Here is a 22409-nt window from a genome sequence, read left to right on the forward strand (position 1 = left end):
GTGCGATTCGCGGCGGAGGCGTCCATTTAGCGATTGTCGCAGCGGAGACAAGGGGTTTGTCGCGCCGATGAAGGCTCAGCCGAAAGAGGAGCGGGCGCTTTGCATGTTCCAGCGCTCCACCATCATCAGCGCGCCGACGCAGATCATGTTCGTCAGCATGGACGATCCGCCATGGCTCATGAAAGGCAGGGGGATGCCAACCACGGGGGCGAGGCCCATCACCATCAGCAGGTTGATGGCGACATAGAAGAAGATGGTGGCCGTCATCCCGCTGGCAAGCAATCGCGCGAAACGGGTATGCGCGTCACGCGCCACGATCATGCCCCAGCGCAGGATGATGCCGAAAACCAGCAGCACGAAAAGACCGCCCATCAGCCCCCATTCCTCGGCCATGGTCGCGAACACGAAGTCGGTCTGCGGTTCGGGCAGATAGTCGAGCTGGCTCTGCGAGCCTTCGCCGAAACCCTTGCCGGTCATCCCGCCCGAGCCGATGGCGATCTTCGACTGGATGATCTGGTAGCCTTCACCCTGCGGATCGCTCTCGGGATTGACGAAGGTGATCACGCGCTGCTGCTGGTAGGGCTGGAGGCCGAAGAAATAGGCTGCAATGCCCAGCGGCACGGCGGCAATCGCGCCGCCGATGAACCATTTCTGCGGAATGCCGGCGAGGAACATCACCACGATACCGCCGAACGCGATGGCGAGCGATGTCCCGAGATCGGGCTGGAGAAGGACGAAGGCCATCGGCAGACCCATCAGGCCCAGCGGCAGGAGAAGCGCGCGCCAGCTCGCGATCATTCCGACAGGCAGCCCGTGGAAAAACATCGCGAGTATCAGCACGATGCCAGGCTTCATCAGCTCCGATGGCTGGAGGCGCATAAAACCAAGGTCGAGCCAACGCTGGCTGCCGCCGCCAAGTTGTCCGACGACTTCCACAGCGGCTAGCAGGATGAGGATGGCGATATAAACCGGGATAGCGGCAAACCTCGCCCATTCCTCCGGAAAGCGCGACATGACCATGGCCATGATGAAAAATACGCCGAAGCGGATGAGGTGGTTGTCGGCATAAGGCGACATCGATCCGCCTGCTGCGGAGTGCAGCACAGCCGCACCAAGAGCGACGAGCAAACACAGAGGAATGACCACGCGCCACGGAAATTCCGCGATGGGCGCGGGCAAGCTAATTTCGCCTCTCACGTGCCGGTAGCCTCCGCAGCAGGAGGCTCGTCAGCGTCGGCACGCGGATTGGCTTCTTCACGCGGCGTAAAGGCGTCGGTCGCGGCCCTTTCGGGCTCGGCAACCGCTGCGCGGGCTTCCGCATCAACTTGCTCGGCCAACGTCACCGGGGGAGGGGCGGGCGGAAGGTCCACACCCTCGGCGGCGGCGAATTGCGCGTATTGTCGATCCAGCCGTTCCTGCGCGGTGCCACCCCATTGCTCCTCGAGCGGCAGCAGGGCGTCGAGGCCCTTTTGCGGATCGAACAGGTAAGTCATCACGTCGCGGGCGATCGGATAGGCGGAGCCGGAGCCGCCGCCATGCTCGATCACGACCGCGCCTGCATAGCGCGGATTATCGAAGGGCGCGAAGAAGATAAAAAGACCGTGGTCGCGGAACCGCCACGGGCCGGTTTTGCCGTCCGACAGGTTCAGGCCAACCACCTGCGCTGTGCCGGTTTTGCCGGCCATCAGCACGTCGTCGATGGGAAGGCGCGCGCGGCCAGCGGTGCCCGCGCCGTTCACCACATTGCTCATCGATTGGCGGACATAGGCCTTGTATTCTTCGCTAAGCCCCATGCTCTGGAATTGCGGTCTGTCATTCCGCAACACCAGTCGCGGTTGCACCGCTTCCGCCGTTGCCAGCCGCGCGGACATCACGGCAAGCTGTAGCGGGCTGGCAAGCATGTAGCCTTGCCCGATGGTGGCGTTGACCGTGTCGAACGCCTGCCATTCAGTGCCGTATTTCTCCATCTTCCACTCGGGATGGGGGACGGTGCCGAAGAACTGGTTCACCACCGGCAGGTCGAAGCGTTCCTGCATGCCGTATTGCATGCACGCCTGCGCAATCGGGTCCATCCCGGTGCGCTGCGCCATGGCGTAGAAATACACGTCGCAACTTTGCGCGATGGCCTTGTCGAGATTGGTCGCGCCATGGCCGGATCGGTTCCAGCAGCGGAACACGCGATTGCCAACGCGCAGGCCGCCACCGCAGAACACGGTTTCATCCGGATCGATGCCTTCGCCCAAAAGCGCCATGCCGACCGTCGGCTTGACCGTAGAGCCGGGCGGGTAAAGACCCTGCAGCACCTTGTTGCGCAGCGGCACGCGCTCGTTCTCGCGCAGCATGGAATATTCCAGCCGCCCGATCCCATCAGAGAAGCTGTTCGGATCGAAGCTGGGCATGGAAGCCATGCAGAGAAGGTCGCCGGTCAAGCAATCCATCACCACGACGGAGCCGGATTCCAGCCCGATCCGGCGTGCTGCATAATCCTGTAGCGGCCCGTCGATAGTCAGCTGGACGGCATTGCCCTGCACGTCCTCTCGGGTTTCCAAATCGCGGACGATGCGCCCGGATGCCGTCACCTCGACACGCCGCGCGCCTGGCTCGCCGCGCAATTCTTCCTCGAACTGCTTTTCGATCCCGTCCTTGCCGAGCTTGAAGCCGGGAGTGAGCAGGAGGGGCTGCGGCTCTTCCTCATATTCCTCGCGGCTCGGCGCGCCGACATAGCCGATCAGGTGGCCGACGGACGGGCCAGTCGGGTAATAGCGGGAGAAGCCACGCTGCGGGATTACGCCCGGCAATTCGGGAATGCGCACGCTGACGGCGGCAAACTTGTCGTAATCGAGGCCATTGGCGACCGGCACAGCCGAGAAACCGCGAGAGTCCGCGATACGATCGCGCAAATCGGCCCGCTCAGGGTCCGAGAATTCCAGCAGGTCGCCAAGGATGTCGACAGTCTCGTCCGAATTGGTCAATCGTTCCGGAATGATGTCGACACGAAAATCGGCACGGTTGGAGGCAAGCGGAGAGCCGTTGCGATCGAGGATCCAGCCACGGCGCGGCGGAATAAGCGAGAGATTGACGCGGTTGCTCTCCGCTTCCATTTCCCACCGCTCGTTCTCGGCCACGGCGATATAGCCCATACGCGCTGCCAGCAGCAGCCCGATACCGCCCTGCATTGCGCCCACGACAAAGCTGCGCCGGTCGAAAACCTGCTTCAGCGAGTTGGACGTCAATTTCGGGCCGATACTCATCCGATACGTCTTACACGGCTCAGCCGCATCCTGTCGAAAAGGGAAACCACCTTAGCGATAATGGGAAACAGCAGCACGGTGAGCAAGGCCTGCGGAATCAACAGCTGGAATTGCATCCAGGTCAGATCCGCACCGGAAACCAGCGCTGCGAGGAAGAGGTAGATGACGAGGAAGCCGGCTGCCGTCAGCCAGTCATACCAGAAGCTGCGCCAGGGGAATCGCATCTCCAGCAGTTCCAGCGCAATCATAGTGAGCGAGAATAGCAGGATGCCGCTGCCCAGGGGCTGGCCGGAATACATATCGTCGATAAAACCCAGCGGCAGGCCGGCCCACATGGGCAGGAGCCCGGGCCGTGCCAAACGCCACGCCAGCAGCATCATATAGCCCAGTGGCGGCACAACCGGTGCCAGCGCAATCGTCGGAAGCAGTGGCGCCAGCGAACCAAGGATGATGGTGAGCCATGGCAGGCCGTAAGCCAGCACCGGCGAATGGTCGCGATTGATCTTGCTGCCATAGGCATCGCGCCGGGCGCTAGGGTTGAGGCGCTCCATTACTCCACCGGCTGCCCGCTCTCGAGCGGCTCTTCCATCGCCTCGATAATGTCGCCCTGCCAGATGGGCTGCACCGTCACGACATCGGTCGCTGCCGGATTGCCGAGAATTTGCCCGATGGCGCCATCGTCGGTCACTTCGCTGACCATGGCGACGGCGGTACCGGGATGGAACATTCCCCCCGCGCCGGAGGTGACGAAGATGTCGCCTTCCTCCAGCGGATTGATGCCGAGATTGATGAGGCGGATGCGCAGAGAACCGTCGGCACGTCCTTCGGCAAAAGCGACGACATTGTCGGTCGCCCGGCGCACGGGTACTACGCTGTCCGTATCGGTCAGCAGGAGGACGCGCGAGGTGTTGCTGCCGGCTTCGAGCACGCGGCCGACAAGCCCCATGGGGGAGGTAACAGGCATGCCGCGCTCCACACCGTCATCGCGTCCGGCGGAAAGATAGGCGAACCGGCGGGTGCTGGAGTTCGTCGAGCCGATCAGGCGGCTGATCGCGACAGGTTCGATGTCACCTTCGGCAAGGCCGAGTACGGCCTTCAGGCGCTCGTTTTCCTGCTCCAGCGCACGCGCCTCGGCGAGGCGGACGCGGGCGATTTCGATTTCCTGCTCCAGCTCGGCATTCTTGCTGCCAGCTTCGTAATATCCGGCGATGGATTCGAAGAAACTCTGCGTGCCGACACGGCCAGCCGCGCTGACATCGCCAACAGGCGCCGCCGCGTCGCTTGCCATGCTTCGCAAGCCTTGAAACGTCTCCGGCCGCCACAGTGAAATGGCGAGCAACAGGATGCCCAGCACCGCGCTGAGGCCAGCCGCCAGATAGCCGGCAAACAGCCCCAGCTGTGCTTTCTTGTTCGATCCGGAGCGCTGTTTGCTTGCGGGCGGTGCCATGCCTCGAAGTCTATACCTTCGATCAGGCGGTCATCAAAACGCCGCGATAAATGGGGTCTTCCATGGCCTTTCCGGTGCCCACGGCAACGCAGGTCAGCGGATCTTCGGCGATGGAGACGGGCAGGCCGGTCTCTTCCTTGATGTGATCGTCCAGCCCGCGGATCAGCGCGCCGCCACCGGTCAGCACGATACCCTGGTCGACAATATCGGCCGCCAGTTCGGGCGCGGTATTTTCCAGCGCAATGCGAACACCCTCGACAATGGCCCCGATCGGTTCGGACAGAGCTTCGGCGATATGCGCCTGGTTGATAGTGATTTCCTTGGGCACGCCGTTCACAAGGTCACGTCCCTTGATGATGATGCTTTCGCCAACGCCATCTTCGGGCACAGTGGCGACGCCATAATCTTTCTTGATCCGCTCCGCTGTGGCATCGCCGATCAGCAAGTTGTGGTGTCGGCGGACATAGGACACGATGGCTTCGTCCATCTTGTCGCCGCCGGTGCGCACGGACGTGGTGTAGGCGAGGCCGCGCAGCGAAAGGACTGCGACTTCGGTCGTGCCGCCACCGATATCGACGACCATGGAGCCGACAGGCTCGGTTACCGGCATGTCTGCACCGATGGCCGCTGCCATCGGCTCGAGGATCAGGAAGACGTCCGACGCGCCGGCATTGCTGGCTGCATCGCGAATGGCGCGCTTTTCGACCGAGGTCGAACCGGAGGGTACGCAGATCACGATTTCCGGATAGCGGAACATGGTATTGCGACCGTGCACCTTCTTGATGAAGTGCTTGATCATCTCCTCGGCGATTTCGATGTCGGCAATCACACCGTCGCGCAAGGGGCGGATGGCCTCGATGTTGTCGGGAGTCTTACCCATCATCAGCTTCGCATCGTCGCCCACGGCCTTGACGCGCTTCACGCCGTTGATCGTCTCGATGGCCACAACCGAAGGTTCATTCAGCACGATGCCACGATCCTGCACATACACCAGCGTGTTGGCCGTGCCGAGGTCGATGGCCATGTTCTGCGAACCGAATTTGAAGAGATTGGAGAAGAAAGAACTCATCGAGAAATCCGTATTTTATGAAGGTATCCTGTCGCAAAGACTCTGCGCATGACCCGCCGATATTTTGAAAGGTGCCGCTCTCTAACGCGGCGATTCGGAAAACGCCAAAAAATTTGTCGAAAAGCCGGATATTTTGCCCCGGTTTGCCTCGAAAATGCGGCGAGTGGTCGATAGTATGCGCGCCATGCCGCAAATTCGCCGCCTTCCCGAAACCCTGGTCAACCGTATTGCGGCGGGCGAAGTGGTGGAGCGGCCCGCTTCCGCGCTGAAGGAATTGCTGGAAAACGCCATTGATGCTGGCGCGGCTCGGATTGTCGTGAGCATCGTCGAGGGCGGGCTCGGCTCCATCGAAATCACCGACGATGGCTGCGGCATGACGCCGGAAGAGATAGCGCTTGCGCTGGAGAGACACGCCACGTCCAAACTGCCGGATGAAGCGATCGAACAGGTGGCGACACTCGGCTTCCGTGGGGAAGCCCTGCCGTCCATCGGGTCGGTGGCGAAGCTGATGATAGAGAGCCGTCCGGTCGGCGCGGCAGAGGGCTGGCGCCGGGTCGTGGATCACGGCACATCGGTTGAAGAAGGCCCTGCCGCCCTACCACCGGGCACGCGGGTGAGAGTTGAAAACCTGTTCGCAAAAATTCCGGCGCGGCGAAAATTCCTGCGTACGCCGCGCAGCGAATACGCTGCCTGCCAGGACGTGGTGAAGCGCCTCGCAATGGCGCGGCCCGATATCGGATTTACGTTCGAACACGGCGCTCGCCGCAAATTTGCGGTGCAGCCTGGCGAGAGCGTCGAAACAAGGGTGTCCCAGCTTATCGCCCGCGAACTGGCGGATAACGGGGTGTTCATCGAGCTGGAGCGACCAAGCGGCGATAGCGCGATGCGCCTGACGGGCGTGGCTGGGCTGCCCACCTACAATCGCGGCATCGCCGATCACCAATATCTTTTCGTAAACGGTCGCCCGGTCAAAGATCGCTTGCTGACCGGGGCGGTGCGCGGCGCTTATGCCGACATGCTGGCGCGCGACCGCCACGCCGTGCTGGCGCTGTTTCTCGACATCCCCTTCGCCGATGTCGACGTGAATGTGCATCCGGCAAAAACCGAGGTGCGCTTTCGCGATGCGCAGGCAGTGCGTGGCTTCATCGTCAGCGGATTGCGGCAGGCGCTCTCGACCGGAGACCGACGCAGCGCACAGGCTCCGGATAGCAATGCCATGAACCGTTGGCAGCAGGAGCCGCTGGCGGATGGGCCTGCACCGGCGCTGCGATCCATCTTTTCCGGGCGGGATTGGTCGATGCCGTCGCCAGGCATCCACTCGGTCGCTGAAGCGCGCGCAGGGTGGGACGCGAATGAAACGCTTGCCGCGCCACAGGGCAGGGCGGTCGAAGCGGAGGCGCTTCGAGACGATGACAAGAACTTCCCCTTAGGCATCGCGCGCGGTCAGGTCGCCAACACCTATATCGTCGCCGAAGCCGCCGACGGACTCGTTCTCGTAGACCAACACGCAGCGCATGAGCGCATAGTGCTGGAACGGCTTCGCGCGGCAGGTGCGGGCGACAAGGTGGCGGCGAGCCAGGCGCTGTTGATGCCAGAAGTGGTCGAGATGGACGAACCGGCTTGCGACAGGCTGGAGGAGCAGATCGCGCATTTCACCACGCTGGGTCTTGTGATCGAACGCTTCGGCCCGGGCGCCATGCTGGTGCGGGCTATGCCCGCCAGCCTCAAGCGCGCGCATCCGGAAGCTCTGCTGACCGATCTGGCCGACGATCTTGCCAAGCATGGCGAAAGCCTGCTGCTGGGCGAAAAGATCGAGCACGTCCTGGCAACGATGGCGTGCCACGGTTCCGTGCGGGCAGGGCGCACGCTGAACGTGCATGAAATGAACGCTCTGCTGCGCGAGATGGAAGCTACGCCGCGTTCAGGGCAGTGCAATCACGGCCGACCGACGTGGGTGAAGCTGTCGATGGACGACGTCGAGAAACTGTTCGGGAGGCACTGATGCGGATCGCTCTTGCTCTAACCATTGCGCTTGCTTGCGCCGCTTGCGGCAATGACGTTCCGCCAGAGCAGCGTGCCGAGGACGACCGGATGCTCGCAGAGCAGGTTCGCGAGGCCAACGACACATTGCCTCCGCTGGAAGAGGTGGTGCCGGAGCCTATCCAATATGCCGACATGGAGACGAACGACCTTTTCGGCCTCGCGTGCTCTTACGCACCCGGTACGAGCATGGGCGCGCGGGTGATAGCCCGCGAGACGGACGCCTATATGAAGATCGATGGCGAGATGCTGCGCTTCGCGGCCGATCCCGGATCGCGCGAACTGCCTGCCAATAGCCGGTCCTTTTACAATGGCCGCGAATTCACGCTCCGCCTCGAAGTGGCAGAGAAGGAAGCGAGCGACGATAGCCCCTTTTACGAGGGTACGGTATGGCTGCGGGATCGCTTCGACCGTGTCGTTTATACAGGTACGGGCGCCGTCGACTGCGGAGCATAGCTCCGGGCCGATGCGAAAGAGAAAAGGGCGCGCGGATCGCAATCCGCGCGCCCCTTTTTGAAAGCGTTTCGCGTTTCAGGTGCGGAAGCTCGGCACCTTGCCGTCCGATCCCATGTCCGGAATGATCCGGTAACGCGCAAGGATCAGGCTGAGGATGCCGAAGGCGAGCATGCCCAGCGCGACCAGTGTGAAGATGATACCATTTCCGGCAAGGCTCGCCACGGCATCGCCCAGCGTCTTCACCTGGTCGCTCCCGCCCGACAGGAAGCCGGCGCTGAAGACCGACCAGCCAATAACGCCGAACACGACCGCGCGGGCAAGATAGCCGATCCGGCCGACCGTCTTGGTGTAGGACGGTGCGCTACCGGCAATGCGGTTCATGAAGCTGGCCGTGACACCCTTTTTAGCCTGGTTCGCAGCGGCGATGAAGAACGCGATGCCGAGGATGCCCAGCACGATGCCGCCGAATTCAACAGAGAGCACGCCGGAGGCAGCTTCCTGCGCGCCGCCGCCGGAGCCTCCGCTCGAACCGCCGGAACCGCCCGAGCCGCTATTGGCGAATTGGAACGCGGAGAAGGCGAGCGCGAAGTGTCCGATTCCGCTACCCGCATGGCCAAGGCGCTTACCCCAACCCTTGGCGTCGCTTCCGTGGTTCTCGATGTCGAAAGCGAAGCTCGCAAGGCGGAAGAGGCCATAGGCGGCAAGACCGAACACCATCAGCCACAGGATCACGCTGCCAAGCGGGAAGTCCTCGATCGCGCGGAACACGCCATTCGTGCCTTCCGCGATTTTGCTGGCGCTGGTCAGAGCAATGATGCCGACCAGCGAATAAAGGATCGCGCGGCTGAAGAAGCCAAGGCGCACGAACCAGTTAAATTTCTCGGATTTATCGACCATGATGGCAAACTCCCTGTTCCCGGCCCTGTCTTAGGTTTTGCAACCAACGGGCGACGCAGGGTTTGGTGCCAAGGAAAAAGAAGGTCTTAGCGCAGCCGTTTTACGTAGAGCTGCTTATCCTCGCGCCGCTCCATCTTGAAGTTGTCGCCGGCCGCGCGCATCAGTTCGGAAAGGCGCTTGAACCCATAATTGCGTACATCGAAGCTTGAGCGGTTGCCGGCGATCTGTCCGACTTCGTGCAAGCGGGCAAAGCCCTCATCGTCGCGGCTGGAGGCGCGCCACGCATCGCCGAGCAAGTGGATAAGCTCGTCATCGACCTTGGTATCGGGCGAGGACCGGTCATCGTCCGATTTTGCCGTGCGGATCAGGCTGTCTACATCGATGTAGCGGGTGCAGGCCGACCGGAAGGCTTCGGGTGCTTTCGATCCGCCGAAGCCGTAAACGATCATGCCGTCCTGCCGCAGCCGGGTGACGAGCGGAGTGAAATCGCTGTCGGACGACATGATGCCGAACCCGTCCACTTTGCCGGCATTCAGCAGATCGATGGCATCGATCGCCATGGCGATGTCGGTCGCATTCTTGCCCTTCGTCAGGTCGAATTGCTGCATCGGCTGCAGGCCGAAGCGGTGGGTGATCTTGTTCCAGTTGGAAAGCGCGGGCTTCGCCCAGTTTCCATAGGCGCGGCGGATATTCACCTGGCCGAGTTCGGCCAGCACGGTCAGCACCGGGTCGATGCCCTGATGGCTTGCATTGTCGGCGTCGATGAGGAGGGCGATATTCTTGAGTTCTGCTTCAGGCATCGCGCTGTCATGGCGAGGCGCGGGCACTGGCGCAAGCCTGCCGCTGGGTTAGCCCACCGGCTCGAATGCGTCGCTGCCGTCCTCCAGATGGTAGAGCGTGCCTTCGGACAGCGCGAAGAATGTGCCGTGCAATTTCAGAGAGCCGCTATCGAGCCTGTGCCGCACGAAATCGAAAGAGCGCAGATTGGCAAGGCTCTGGCGGACAGCGGCTAGCTCCATAGCGCGCTCAGCGTCAGGGCCGCTTTCACCATGCTCGGCAATCACGCCTTCCCGGGCGCCGTCTAGGAGCCGGACCCAATCGCCGACATATCCGCCTTCGCCCGGTTTCGCGTCGCGCAGCTCTTGCGTCAGTGCAGCCTTGCAGCCGCCGCACATGCCGTGGCCCATCACGACGATCTGGCGAACCTCGAGCATCGTGACGGCATATTCGAGGGCTGCGGAAACGCCGTCTCGCGACGGTTCTGCCGAAGCGGGTGGCACCAATGCCGCGATATTGCGAACGACGAATATCTCGCCCGGATCAACGTCGAAGATCTGCGCCGGGTCTACCCGGCTGTCGGAACAGCTGATGACCATGAGGCCCGGATGCTGTCCTTCGGCGACCAGCTTCTCATACCGTTCGCGTTGGCGCGGATAGCCGCTCGCGCGAAAACGCCCATAGCCGCGCATCAATTCGTCGAACTCGGGCACCGGTCAGAACCTCTCGCCGCGAATGACTTCGACGTCCCACATGGTCAGCAGGAATCCGTGCGATGTCAGGATCGGCGCGATCTTTTCCGCCAACGCGTCGGCATTCTCTTGGCTGGCGATAGTGAGGATCAGGACCTTGTCGGTGCCCATCACGCGCTCTTCGCGCCAGCGACCCTCACGCCCCTTGCCGGAATCGACAGGCGTAATCGTCCAGCCGGTTATACCGACAGCGTCGATGGCGTCGGTGACGGTGCGGATCATCACCTTGTCCGCGAGGATTTCGATGCGCTTGCGGATCACGGTTTCGATCATATCGCGTCCTCCCGGTCAGGTCAGCCTGCTCGCCAGCGCGCCGATCAGCGCGATATTGACGAGGATGTTGAAGGGAAATGTCACCGAAAGCGACATTGTGAGGTAGATTCCCGGATCGGCCTGCGGCAAGGCAAGGCGCATGGCGGCAGGCACGGCGATATAGCTGGCGCTGGCGCATAGCACGCCGAGAGCAGCGGCGGAGCCGGTGTCGAGGCCGATGGCCGCACCCAGAGCCGTTCCCAGCGCGCCATTGATGATGGGCAGCGCAATCGCAATCGAGCCGAGCCGCCATGTCATGGCGCGCGAATCCAAGAGGCGCCGTGCAGCGATCAGGCCCATGTCGAGAAGGAAGAGGCACAGCACGCCCTTGAAGCCAGCCTCGAAGAAGGGCGAAACATCGGCGAAGCCATCCGCGCCGCCTATCATGCCGATTACAAAAGCGCCGAGCAAAAGCACGACCGAAGCATTGAAGAATACTTCATGTAACAGCTCGCTCGTGCCCTGTTGCTGGCGGTCCATCCCGCGGCGCGCCAGTAGCAAGCCGGTGAGGATGGCGGGCGTTTCCATCGCCGCCATCACTGCGACCATATATCCGCCGGGGGGAATGCCCTGCAGTTCGTAAATCTCCACCGCGGTGACAAAAGTTACCACGCTGACGGAGCCGTAATGCGCTGCAACCGCACCCGCATTCAGCTGGTCGAGTTTGCCGAAGCCTTTCAACATGGCGTATGCCATCAGCGGCAGCAGGAAACTCGCGCCAATCCCTGCGGCGAGGGCAAGACCGACGGTCACGTCCACGCCCGATTGTGATACGGCCACGCCCCCTTTCAGGCCGATGGCGGCCATCAGGTAGAGCGACATGCCCTTGGCAATCGCTTCGGGGATGGCGAGGTCGGATCTGGCCAGCGCGGCGAGGAAGCCGAGGACGAAGAAAAGCACTACCGGCGATGTGAAGGTTTGCAGTGCTGCGGCGTCCATGCGGCGCGTGATGCCTTGCGGCATTGCCTATGGCAAGTCTGGCCACTAAGTGGGCCGTGAAATGACCGATCTTTCCAATCCTCCCCAACCGCAGCCTGAAGGCGATCGTCCGCAGCGCCAGCGCAAGCCTGACTGGATCCGGGTGAAAGCGCCGGTGTCCAAGGGCTATCACGAGACGCGCAAGCTGATGCGCGACCTGAAGCTGAACACGGTGTGCGAGGAAGCGGCTTGCCCCAATATCGGCGAGTGCTGGGACAAGAAGCATGCGACGGTCATGATCTTGGGCGATGTGTGCACCCGCGCCTGCGCGTTCTGCAATGTGAAGACCGGCATGCCGCGCATCGTCGATCCGATGGAGCCGGAGAACGTCGCCATTGCAGCGGGCGAAATGGGGCTGAACCATATCGTCATCACCAGCGTCGACCGGGATGACCTGCCCGATGGCGGGGCTGACCAGTTCGTGAAAGTCATCAAGGCGCTGCGCCGCGAGACCCCCGAGACGACTATCGAGATCCTCACGCCCGACTTTCGCGGCAAGATGCGGCCTGCGGTCGAGAAAATCTGCGAAGCGGGGCCGGATGTGTACAACCACAATCTGGAAACCGTGCCGCGGCTTTATCCCACCATCCGCCCCGGCGCGCGCTATTACGCTTCGCTTCGCCTGCTGGAAGAGGTCAAAAGCCACGACCCGATGATCTTCACCAAGTCCGGCATCATGCTGGGACTGGGCGAGCAGCGGCTGGAAGTGCACCAGGTGATGGACGACATGCGCAGCGCCGATGTCGATTTCATCACCATGGGGCAGTATCTCCAGCCCACGCCCAAGCATGCGAAGGTCGAAGATTTCGTGACCCCGAAAGCTTTTGCCGCATTCGGTTCGATTGCGCGCGCCAAAGGCTTTCTGCAGGTCGCTTCCAGCCCGCTTACCCGTTCCAGCTATCACGCCGGGGACGATTTCGCCGTGATGAAAGCTGCACGCGAGGAGAGGCTCGCCAAGGCAGCGGCCAAGGCCAAAGCCTGATGCCGAAAATTCAGGAAACGCACCGCCTGCCTTACACGGCAGAGCAGATGTTCGACCTCGTGGCCGATGTCGACAGCTATCCCAAATTCCTGCCGTGGGTGGTTGCCACGCGCGTGCGGCGCGATAGCGATACGGAGATGACGGCGGACATGCTGGTCGGCTTCAAGGCGCTGCGCGAGAAATTCACCAGCAAGGTGGTGAAGGATCGTCCGAATACGATCCACGTGCATTATGTCGACGGCCCGCTGCGCGATCTCGACAATAACTGGACGTTCCGCGACTGCGGCGAAAATTGCTGCGAGATCGATTTCTGTGTCGATTTCGCGTTCAAGAACATCATGTTCGAGACGCTGGCCGGCCAATATATAGACCGCGCTTTCCGCAAGATGGTCGCCGCTTTCGAAACGCGCGCCGAAGAGCTTTACGGCAGCAACAATTCCAGCGCGCAAAGCGTCGCCTGACGGCGCACGCCGGATCGTCCTTCATCTTCGAATAGACGCTCCTCCGCTTCAGGCTGGTCGACCCCGCGAATAGCGCGCGCGAAAACCACAGTGCCGACTGGCTTTGTCTCCGACCCGCCGCCGGGGCCTGCGATCCCGCTAATCGCTACGGCCACATCTGCGCCGCTGCGTTCCAGCGCGCCTTTCGCGATGGAATACACGCAGGCGACCGAGACGGCACCGAAGGCTTCCAGAATATCGTCCTCAACCCCCAGCAAGGTCTGCTTGGCCTCGTTTGAATAGGTCACGAAGCTGCGATCGAGTACGGCCGAGCTGCCGGGAATTTCGGTGATGGCGGCGGCCACCAGTCCGCCGGTACAGCTTTCGGCCAAGGCGATCTTGCGACCGGCGGCGGCATTCTCCTCGACCACGCGGCGAGCGAGATCGGTGATTTCGGCGGGTAGCAGCGTGTCGCTCATATCTTCACCATGACAGCTACGGCCTGCGCTGCAATCCCTTCGCCGCGACCGGTGAAGCCGAGGCGTTCGGTCGTGGTCGCCTTGACGCTGATGGCAGACACATCGCACCCCAATAGAGCTGCGAGCCTCTCGCGCATTGCCTCTCGGTGCGGGCCGATTTTCGGCGCTTCGCAAATCAGCGTCAGGTCGACATTGCCGACTTGGTAACCGGCATCGGCAGCCAGTTTTACTGCATGCTCGATGAAGCGAGAGGAGGGCGCGCCTTTCCATTGCGGATCAGTCGGAGGAAAATGATCGCCAATGTCGCCCTGTGCGATGGCACCGAGGATGGCGTCCACCACGGCATGTAACCCGACATCGGCATCCGAGTGGCCAGAGAGCCCTTGATGATGATCGATCTTCACTCCGCACAGCCACAGCTCCTCGCCATCGACGAGCCGGTGAACGTCGTAACCCGATCCCATGCGAACGGAGAGCGATGCTGTCACAAAATCCTCCTTGTAAGTCAGTTTGCGCAGTGCCTCGTCGCCTTCGACAAGCGCGATGTCATACCCAGCCGCACGAAGCACCTGGGCATCGTCGCCTGCATCGGCACCGCCGCTCCAATCGCGGTGAGCCGCGAGGATGGCAGCAAAGCCGAATGCCTGCGGAGTCTGGACGCGGCGCAGTTTCTCCCGCTCAGCGTTTTGCGCCATCACGCCATCGCGCGCGACGACCATGGAATCGACCACCGGCAGCACGGGGATCGCGCCAGCGTGGTAAGCCAAAGCTTCCACCAGGCGTTCGATTACGGCAGGCGGGCAATCGGGCCGCGCCGCGTCGTGGATCAGCACCACCGCAGGGGCATCGCTGGCGAGCGCCTCCAAGCCTTGGGCCACGCTTTCCTGCCGCGTCGCGCCGCCGGTCAGCAGGGTGATGTCGGTCATGCCATCGAGCAGCTTGCTGGCGAGCTCATTCGCCCCTTCCGGAATGGCCACCGCGATCCGGCCCACACCCGCAGCCCGCAAATTCTCTGCGGCGATGCGCAAAACGCTGGAGCCGCGATAAGGCGTGAATTGCTTGGGAACAGGCTGGCCTGCGCGCAGCCCCTTGCCGGCGGCCACGATTACGGCGGCAATGCGGGGCGAGGGCGGGGGAATACTGTCCATGGGCGGCACGGCGCTAGCCGCTTGAGCCGCGGCTCGCAATCCACTATGCGGCTGCCTATATTTTAGGCACATTGAGCGACATGAGCGATCTTCCCACCCCTCCGGCAGTCACGCCAATCGACATCGGTCCTGTACGGATCGACTGCCCGGTCGTGCTCGCGCCGATGACGGGGGTCACCGATCGTCCGTTCCGCACGCTGGTACGCCGCTACGGCTCCGGCCTCAATGTCACCGAGATGATTGCCAGCGAAGCGGCCATTCGCGAGACACGCCAGTCCATCCAAAAAGCCGAATGGCATCCGAGCGAAGAGCCCGTCTCCATGCAATTGGTCGGCTGCGATCCTGCCAGCATGGGCGAAGCGGCAAAGCTGCAGGAAGACAACGGCGCGGCGATCATAGACATCAATTTCGGCTGCCCCGTGCGCAAGGTGGTGGGCCAGCTTGCTGGCTCTGCCCTGATGCGCGAAGTGCCGCTGGCGACAAAGCTGATGGAAGCTACGGTAAAAGCGGTGGACGTGCCCGTCACCGTCAAGATGCGCATGGGCTGGGACCATGCCAGCCTCAACGCGCCCGAACTGGCGCATATCGCAGAAGATCTAGGCGTGAAGATGATCACCGTCCATGGGCGCACGCGCAACCAGATGTATAAAGGTAGCGCCGACTGGTCCTTCATTCGCAAGGTGAAAGACGCGGTCGGCATTCCCGTCATCGTGAACGGCGATATCTGCTCCATCGCCGATGCTGCCACGGCACTGGAGCAATCCGGCGCGGATGGCCTGATGATCGGGCGCGGTGCTTATGGCAAGCCGTGGCTGCTGGGGCAGGTGATGCATTGGTGGCAGACCGGCGAAGCGCTCGAAAGCCCATCCTTTGATGAGCAGTACGAGACCGTCATCGAACATTACGCGCAGATGCTCGATCATTATGGCGAGCCCGTGGGCGTGAAGATCGCGCGCAAGCACTTGGGCTGGTACACCAGGGGGATGCACGGCTCCGCCGATTTCCGGAACAAGGTCAACGTGATCGACGACGCCAAACAGGTGCTGGGCGAGCTGGAACGCTTCTACGAGCCATTCCTGAGGCGCCGCGCCGCGTGAACGATAGGCCCGCCGCGCGCGACCAGATCAATGGCTTGTCCTTCGCGATGCTGGTGCTGTCGCCCGGCATGGTCATCACCGAAGCGAACCCGGCGGCTGAAAACCTGCTCGGCCTCAGCGCGCATCGCCTTTGCGGCCAGCCGTTTCTCGATGTGGTGCGCTTCACGAGCAATTCCATGCGCGAGAAGCTGAGAGAGCCTGACGGGCAATTGATCGCGCGTGGTCTCGACGCCCGTGTGGGAAGCCAAGATTTGCGGCTCAATCTCACGCTATCGGCACTGCACAGCCATCCCGGTTGGCAAGTGGTGACACTGTCGGACGCCAGCCAGGATGAGCGAATGGGCGACCATGACCGGCGCGGTACGCTGCGCGGACCGGCTGTGCTGGCTCACGAAATCAAGAACCCACTGGCCGCAATCAGGGGCGCCGCGCAGCTGCTCGCGCGGAAGGCGGACGAGACGCAAGCCCAACTCACCGCGCTTATCACCGACGAGGTCGACCGTATCGCGCAATTGGTCGACCGGATGCAGCGGCTTGGGCGAGAACGGCCTGAGCCGGTAGGACCGGTCAATCCGCATGAGGCTATTCACCGCGCTTACGGCACTGTGAAAATGGCGAGCGACACGAGCATCAGCTGGCGCGATGAATTCGATCCCTCGCTGCCGCATGTGTTGGCGAATGAAGGCGCGCTGGTGCAGGTGCTTGTGAACCTGCTGGCGAATGCTCGCGACGCCTGTAGCGAGAGTGTTACCCCCGAAGTGCGGGTGCGCACAAGGTTCGTCAGCGGGCTGGTGATGAATGTCATCCGGCTGGGCAGGCCGGTCGGACTGCCTATCGAAATCCGCGTCAGCGACAACGGTGCGGGCATCGATCCCCGCATACGCGAAGATATTTTCGAACCCTTTGTGTCGACAAAGCAGAACGGGCAGGGATTGGGGCTGGCGCTTGTGCAGAAACTTGTCCGCGACATGGACGGGCGGGTTTCGCATGAGCGTGATGAAAGAACTGGCTGGACGCATTTCAGCGTGCACCTGCCCATGGCGCGCGAGGAGGAGGAAAGCGCATGAACCGCAAGGCTTTGCTGGTCGAGGACGATGCCGCCATCGCCACCGTCATCAGGGCTGCGCTGGAGGATGAGGGCTTCCGCGTCGATGCGTGCGACACGATCGTCGCGCGCGACGCCGCGCTGGCAACGGGCGCCTATGGCGTGATGCTGACCGATGTCATGCTGCTGGATGGCGATGGGCTCGCAACGCTCGACCGGGTGCGGGAGACTTATCCCGAGATGCCGGTCATCATCCTCTCCGCGCAAAACACCCTCGATACGGCGATCCGCGCGAGCGATGGCGGGGCCTTCGAGTACTTCCCCAAACCGTTCGATCTGGACGAATTGGTCCGTGCCACTCTGCAGGCTGCGGATAGTCGGAAAACGGCGCCTGCTGTCGATGCAGATCCCGCCGAAGGCTTGCCGCTGATCGGTCGCAGCGCGGCGATGCAGGATGTCTATCGCCTGATCACCCGCTTGCTAAACAACGACCTCACCGTTCTCATTCTGGGCGAGAGCGGAACCGGCAAGGAGCTGGTTGCAGAGGCGATCCATCAATTGGGCGCGCGCAAGGCCGCGCCGTTCGTCGCTGTCAACACGGCGGCAATCCCGCGCGAGCTAATCGAAAGCGAGCTGTTCGGCCACGAGAAGGGCGCATTCACGGGCGCGACCGCGCGCACTATCGGCAAATTCGAGCAGGCCGATGGCGGCACACTGTTCCTCGACGAAATCGGAGACATGCCGGCAGAAGCGCAAACGCGCCTTCTGCGCGCCCTGCAATCCGGACGGATCCGCCGAGTGGGCGGCCGCGAGGAAATCGCCGTCGATGTCCGTATCGTGGCTGCGACCAATCGCGACCTGCTGCCGATGATCGCCGACGGCTCTTTTCGGGAAGATCTGTATTACCGGTTGAACGTCGTGCCGATCAAACTGCCGCCTTTACGGGAGCGGACGGATGATGTGCCCGCCCTTGCGCGGCACTTTCTCGTTACGGCGGCGCAGGACGGTTTGCCGCAGCGCTCGCTTTCGGACGATGCAGCGAGGCTTCTCTCGAACCAGCCGTGGCGCGGCAATGTGCGCGAGCTGCAGAACCTCATGCTGCGCGCTGCGCTGATGGCGCGCGACGATGTGATCGATGCGGCGACAGTTGAGGGGTTGTTAGACGATGGCGCTGGCGGCGCCACGTCGTCCAGAGACATTGCCAAGGCTGTCGAGCAATGGATAGCGACAGCCTCCTTTCCCGAAGGCGAGGTCTACCATTCCGCCTTGGCGGAGCTAGAACGGCCGGTGTTCTGCCACGCGCTGCAAAAGACAGGCGGAAACCAGGTGAAAGCCGCGCGGCTTCTCGGCATCAATCGCAACACGCTGCGCAAAAGGCTGTCCGATCTCGATATCGACCCCGATAGTTTCGGCCATTCTTGATCGCGCGTGATGGTGGAATGACGCCACTTTTCCCTTGCGATAGGGCAACAGCCCTGTTGTAAGCTTGCAACATGGCGGACGAGCCGATTTCACAGACTGCCCCTCCCGTCGGCGGACGATCCCGCCTGCGACGGCGCGCGGCTGTCACGGCACGCAAGGTCAACCTGTTCTTCTGGCTGGAAGTCGCGTGCATTATCGCGCTGGTCGGCATGCTCGGCACGCTCTGGCTGACGCTGGCCAACCTGCCGAGCGATGGCGAGCCGCTCCCATCCGCACAGGCCGCTTACCTGTTGCTGGGGACGCTATTGCCGGCTCTGGGCCTCATCGTACTGTGGGGCCGCCGCATCGCGATCCGCCGGGCAGGCGGCACGACGGCGCGCCTGCATGTGAACCTCGTATTTTTCTTTTCGCTATTGGCTGCCGTGCCGACGTTGATTGTGGCGGTCTTCGCATCCATCCTATTCCAATCCGGCGTGGAATTCTGGTTCAGTCGAGATTCGCGAGGCATTCTTCAGGATGCCAGCCAGTTGGCGCAGGATTTCTATGATGAGAACCAGCGGGCCATTGGTGGCGAGGCTCTCACCATGGCGATGGATTTGCGTTTCTTCTCGACACAACTGGAACTCGAGGGAGCTGAATTTTGGGACCAGTATTCGCAGCAGACCCTCAACCGGAATCTGAGCGAAAGCGCGATCCTCGCGCCGGCTTCCGATGGAAATTTCAGAGTTCTCGCGATCGTCGATCCTGATGACGATTATGATCGTGTTCGACTGACTAACGAGGACGCAGAGTATCTTCAATCCGGCCAACCAGTTGTGATGCGAGCCACGCCGGAGCGGACAGAAGCCATAACCGCGCTTTTTCCTGCGCGAGAGATATATCTCTACGTGTCGCGCGATTCCGATGCCGAGGCTGTCGCGCAATATGAGCGCGCGCAAAACGTTATCGGCAGTTATGATAATCTGACCGACGAGGCGCGGGTGTTGCAGTTGCAGTTTAATTTCGCGCTGTTCGGTGTGTCGCTCGCGCTCGTGGCGCTCGCCGTGTGGGCGGCGCTGCGCTTTGCCGACAGGCAGGTAAAGCCGCTTACCGAACTGGCTGATGCGGCAGGCGAGATCGGCGCAGGCAATTATGCGATGCGCGTGTCCGGCAGGACAGGGCCGGACGAGATCGGCACGCTCAACCGCGCCTTCAATCGCATGTCGGCGCAGATCGAGACACAGACGGACGCATTGCTCGGCGCGAACCGCCAGCTTGCAGAACGACGCGCCTTTATCGAGGCGGTGCTGCAATCGATCACGGCGGGCATCGTCTCGGTCGATGCCGATGGGCGCATCCTGCTGATGAACAGTTCCGCACAGCGCCTGCTGCTCGACAGCGAGGGGCCGGTGCCGGTCGAGACGCCGCTGGAAGATGTCGCGCCGCAGCTTCATGCGCTGGTCGCGGAAGGCGCCAAGAGCGAAATCATCCAGATCAGCCAAGGGGCCGAATTACTGACGTTGGCCGTGCAGGTTGCACCCGCGACGGGCGGCCATGTCATCACCTTCGAAGATATCACCCGCCAGCTGCTCGACCAGCGACAGGCAGCCTGGTCCGATGTCGCACGCCGCATCGCGCATGAGATCAAAAACCCGCTCACCCCGATTCAGCTGGCGACCGAGCGGCTGAAGCGCCGCTATGCCCGCCAGATCGAGCAGGATGCGGAACTGTTCGACGAGCTGACCGGCACGATCATCCGGCAGGTGGGGGACCTGCGCAAGATGGTGGACGAATTCTCCAGCTTCGCGCGGCTGCCCAAGCCGGTCTTCCGCAGCGAGGATGCGGTCGACCTCGTGCGCCAGGCGCTTTTCCTGCAGGAAGTGGCGCACCCGGAGATCGCGTACAGCTTCGAAGCGGATAGCGACATCCCGGCAATCGAATGCGATCGCCACCAGCTGGGCCAGGCGATGACGAATGTGCTGAAGAACGCGGCAGAAGCCGTCGAAGCGCGCATAGCCGATGCCCCGGCCGATTGGCGCGGACGCATCGGCGTGACCATGCAGCTATCGGGCGATCATGTGGAAATTGCGGTCAACGACAATGGCACCGGCCTGCCGCAAGGCTCTGTCAATGTCATGGAACCTTATGTCACCACCCGCGAGAAGGGCACCGGCCTCGGCCTCGCCATCGTGAAAAAGATCGTCGAGGAACATGCAGGCGATCTCGAATTCGCGGCCCGTCCCGAAGGCGGCACACGCGCTGTTCTGCGCTTTGCCGTGCGGCCTGCCGACCTGGATGAACACACAGAGGCGGCTGAATAGAATGATCATTGGAGAGCACTGAATGGCACTCGATATCCTAGTCGTCGACGATGAACGCGACATTCGCGATCTGGTTGCCGGCGTGCTGAGCGACGAGGGCTATGAATGCCGCACCGCGGGCGACAGCGAGAGCGCGCTCTCCATGGTGGATGAGCGTCGGCCCAGCCTCGTCCTGCTGGACGTGTGGCTGCACGGCAGCAAGATGGACGGGCTGGAAGTGCTTGACGCGATCAAGCAGCGCGAGCCGAACCTGCCGGTCATCATTTTTTCCGGCCATGGGAATGTCGATACGGCAGTGTCGGCCGTCAGTCGGGGTGCGATGGACTTTATAGAGAAGCCCTTCGAAGCCGAGAAGCTGCTGCACCTTGTGGAGCGCGCTACCGAAACGGAACGCCTACGCCGCGAGAACGAGCGGCTGCGCGAAGGCATGGCGGCGCCGGACGAATTCACCGGCAATTCCAGCGTCATCAATAATGTGCGCGCGACGCTGAAGCGTGTGTCCAACACAGGTAGCCGCGTGCTGATCAGCGGGCCGGCAGGAGCGGGCAAGGAAGTGGCAGCGCGCCTCCTCCACGCATGGAGCCCGCGAGCGGACAAGGCGTTCGTGTCGGTTAATTCGGCGCGCATCACGCCAGAGCGTTTCGAGAACGAGCTGTTCGGCGAAGAGGCCGACGGCAAGCTGCTGCGCCCCGGCCTGCTGGAGCTGGCCGATGGCGGCACGCTCTATCTCGATGAGATTGCCGACATGCCCGAAAGCACACAGGCGCGTATCCTGCGCGTGCTGACCGATCAGAGTTTCGTGCGTGTGGGCGGCAATAGGCAAGTGGGCGTGGATGTGCGCGTCGTGTCGTCCACAGCGCGGGACTTATTGGCAGAAATTGAGGAAAAGCGTTTCCGCGAAGACCTGTTCTACCGGCTGAATGTCGTGCCCATCGAAATCCCGCCGCTGGGCGAACGTCGCGACGATATTCCCGCGCTCGCCGAGCATTTCTTCACGCGTTACGCGCGCGAGCAGGGGCTGGAGCCGCCTTCGGTCACGCCCGAAGCCATCGCCGCGCTGCAGGCCTATGACTGGCCGGGCAATGTCCGCCAGCTGCGCAATGTCATCGAGCGGACGGTCATTCTCGCCCCGCGCGAAGATTTTGCGACGATCACGCCGGAGATGCTGCCATCGGAAATTACCGGCGGATCGGAAGATAACGGCGGGGGCATCTCTACCTTGATGGGCGTGCCGCTGCGCGAGGCGCGCGAAAGTTTCGAGCGTGAATATCTGCGCATCCAGATCCGGCGCTTTTCCGGCAATATTTCCAAGACAGCCGGTTTCATCGGCATGGAACGTTCTGCCTTGCATCGGAAGCTAAAGCTTCTTGGCATGAACGACCGCAACAGCGGCGACGATAAAGACTAGCCTTTTAATGATATTGCCGCGCCCGAAATCGGGGAACAAAAGGCATTGCGGGATACTTGTGACATTGTATCGCTGCAGCGCACAATTGTGCGCGCGGTAGTCATTGAAT

At 62.2% G+C, this 22409-nt stretch carries 21 protein-coding genes; 9 read left to right on the forward strand and 12 right to left on the reverse strand.

Going from position 1 to position 22409, the window contains the following annotated elements; all coding sequences use genetic code 11:
- Positions 1-75 precede the first annotated feature (75 nt).
- From rodA to BMF35_RS09330, 5 genes are read right to left on the reverse strand one after another with little or no spacing between them, the layout of a single operon-like run.
- On the reverse strand, positions 76-1197 hold the full coding sequence (gene rodA, locus BMF35_RS09310) for a rod shape-determining protein RodA (RefSeq protein WP_236781511.1): 1122 nt from the start codon (positions 1195-1197) through the stop codon (positions 76-78).
- A complete protein-coding gene (gene mrdA / locus BMF35_RS09315; RefSeq protein ID WP_047005696.1) occupies positions 1194-3251 on the reverse strand; it encodes a penicillin-binding protein 2 in 2058 nt (685 codons plus the stop codon). Before mrdA ends, rodA begins: the two co-directional genes overlap by 4 nt.
- Positions 3248-3802 (reverse strand): rod shape-determining protein MreD, encoded by a 555-nt coding sequence (gene mreD / locus BMF35_RS09320; RefSeq protein WP_047005697.1) that lies wholly within the window; start codon positions 3800-3802, stop codon positions 3248-3250. Before mreD ends, mrdA begins: the two co-directional genes overlap by 4 nt.
- Positions 3802-4698 (reverse strand): rod shape-determining protein MreC, encoded by an 897-nt coding sequence (gene mreC, locus BMF35_RS09325; RefSeq protein WP_047005698.1) that lies wholly within the window; start codon positions 4696-4698, stop codon positions 3802-3804. Before mreC ends, mreD begins: the two co-directional genes overlap by 1 nt.
- Positions 4699-4720: 22 nt before the next feature.
- Positions 4721-5767, reverse strand: coding sequence for a rod shape-determining protein (locus BMF35_RS09330; protein WP_047005699.1), 1047 nt, complete (start codon positions 5765-5767; stop codon positions 4721-4723).
- 184 nt (positions 5768-5951) lie between these two features.
- On the opposite strand from BMF35_RS09330, the gene mutL reads away from it, so the two are divergent.
- Both mutL and BMF35_RS09340 read left to right on the forward strand, forming a co-directional pair.
- On the forward strand, positions 5952-7769 hold the full coding sequence (gene mutL, locus BMF35_RS09335) for a DNA mismatch repair endonuclease MutL (protein WP_047006487.1): 1818 nt from the start codon (positions 5952-5954) through the stop codon (positions 7767-7769).
- Positions 7769-8263, forward strand: coding sequence for a hypothetical protein (locus tag BMF35_RS09340; RefSeq protein ID WP_047005700.1), 495 nt, complete (start codon positions 7769-7771; stop codon positions 8261-8263). The genes mutL and BMF35_RS09340 overlap by 1 nt, the downstream gene beginning before the upstream one ends.
- A gap of 75 nt (positions 8264-8338) precedes the next feature.
- Here the strand turns inward: BMF35_RS09340 and BMF35_RS09345 are convergent, their stop codons facing one another.
- From BMF35_RS09345 to BMF35_RS09365, 5 genes are all read right to left on the reverse strand, one after another.
- The gene (locus BMF35_RS09345; RefSeq protein WP_047005701.1) at positions 8339-9160 is read right to left on the reverse strand and encodes a DUF1206 domain-containing protein; all 822 of its coding nucleotides are present in this window, start codon (positions 9158-9160) and stop codon (positions 8339-8341) included.
- 86 nt (positions 9161-9246) lie between these two features.
- Positions 9247-9960, reverse strand: a complete 714-nt coding sequence (locus tag BMF35_RS09350) for an NYN domain-containing protein (protein WP_047005702.1) — start codon at positions 9958-9960, stop codon at positions 9247-9249.
- Between the two features lie 48 nt (positions 9961-10008).
- A complete protein-coding gene (locus tag BMF35_RS09355) occupies positions 10009-10650 on the reverse strand; it encodes a carbonic anhydrase (protein ID WP_047005703.1) in 642 nt (213 codons plus the stop codon).
- Between the two features lie 3 nt (positions 10651-10653).
- Positions 10654-10962, reverse strand: coding sequence for a P-II family nitrogen regulator (locus tag BMF35_RS09360; protein ID WP_047005704.1), 309 nt, complete (start codon positions 10960-10962; stop codon positions 10654-10656).
- Positions 10963-10977: 15 nt separating this feature from the next.
- Positions 10978-11964, reverse strand: a complete 987-nt coding sequence (locus BMF35_RS09365; protein WP_047005705.1) for a sodium-dependent bicarbonate transport family permease — start codon at positions 11962-11964, stop codon at positions 10978-10980.
- Between the two features lie 37 nt (positions 11965-12001).
- Here BMF35_RS09365 and lipA point away from each other — a divergent pair, with 37 nt between their 5' ends.
- The gene (gene lipA / locus BMF35_RS09370; RefSeq protein ID WP_047005706.1) at positions 12002-12961 is read left to right on the forward strand and encodes a lipoyl synthase; all 960 of its coding nucleotides are present in this window, start codon (positions 12002-12004) and stop codon (positions 12959-12961) included.
- Positions 12961-13422 (forward strand): type II toxin-antitoxin system RatA family toxin, encoded by a 462-nt coding sequence (locus BMF35_RS09375; protein ID WP_047005707.1) that lies wholly within the window; start codon positions 12961-12963, stop codon positions 13420-13422. The genes lipA and BMF35_RS09375 overlap by 1 nt, the downstream gene beginning before the upstream one ends.
- Here the strand turns inward: BMF35_RS09375 and BMF35_RS09380 are convergent.
- Both BMF35_RS09380 and BMF35_RS09385 read right to left on the reverse strand, forming a co-directional pair.
- On the reverse strand, positions 13383-13880 hold the full coding sequence (locus tag BMF35_RS09380; RefSeq protein ID WP_047005708.1) for a CinA family protein: 498 nt from the start codon (positions 13878-13880) through the stop codon (positions 13383-13385). The two genes, BMF35_RS09375 and BMF35_RS09380, sit on opposite strands and share 40 nt — an antisense overlap.
- The gene (locus BMF35_RS09385) at positions 13877-15028 is read right to left on the reverse strand and encodes a bifunctional 2-C-methyl-D-erythritol 4-phosphate cytidylyltransferase/2-C-methyl-D-erythritol 2,4-cyclodiphosphate synthase (protein ID WP_047005709.1); all 1152 of its coding nucleotides are present in this window, start codon (positions 15026-15028) and stop codon (positions 13877-13879) included. The genes BMF35_RS09380 and BMF35_RS09385 overlap by 4 nt, the downstream gene beginning before the upstream one ends.
- An 80-nt stretch (positions 15029-15108) precedes the next feature.
- Between BMF35_RS09385 and dusB the strand changes: the two genes are divergently transcribed.
- The 5 genes from dusB (at position 15109) to ntrX (ending at position 22300) form a co-directional block, all read left to right on the forward strand.
- Complete coding sequence (gene dusB, locus BMF35_RS09390; protein ID WP_047005710.1) at positions 15109-16125, forward strand: tRNA dihydrouridine synthase DusB; 1017 nt, start codon at positions 15109-15111, stop codon at positions 16123-16125.
- A complete protein-coding gene (locus BMF35_RS09395) occupies positions 16122-17192 on the forward strand; it encodes a two-component system sensor histidine kinase NtrB (RefSeq protein ID WP_052765894.1) in 1071 nt (356 codons plus the stop codon). Before dusB ends, BMF35_RS09395 begins: the two co-directional genes overlap by 4 nt.
- Positions 17189-18592 carry a sigma 54-interacting transcriptional regulator gene (locus BMF35_RS09400; RefSeq protein ID WP_047005712.1) on the forward strand — a complete coding sequence of 468 codons (1404 nt, stop codon included), beginning with the start codon at positions 17189-17191 and terminating at the stop codon, positions 18590-18592. The genes BMF35_RS09395 and BMF35_RS09400 overlap by 4 nt, the downstream gene beginning before the upstream one ends.
- A gap of 71 nt (positions 18593-18663) precedes the next feature.
- Positions 18664-20892, forward strand: coding sequence for a sensor histidine kinase (locus BMF35_RS09405; RefSeq protein WP_047005713.1), 2229 nt, complete (start codon positions 18664-18666; stop codon positions 20890-20892).
- 22 nt (positions 20893-20914) lie between these two features.
- On the forward strand, positions 20915-22300 hold the full coding sequence (gene ntrX, locus BMF35_RS09410; protein ID WP_047005714.1) for a nitrogen assimilation response regulator NtrX: 1386 nt from the start codon (positions 20915-20917) through the stop codon (positions 22298-22300).
- Positions 22301-22409: the final 109 nt, after the last annotated feature.

It is taken from the genome of Aurantiacibacter gangjinensis (assembly GCF_001886695.1).
GTDB classification, from domain to species: domain Bacteria; phylum Pseudomonadota; class Alphaproteobacteria; order Sphingomonadales; family Sphingomonadaceae; genus Alteraurantiacibacter; species Alteraurantiacibacter gangjinensis.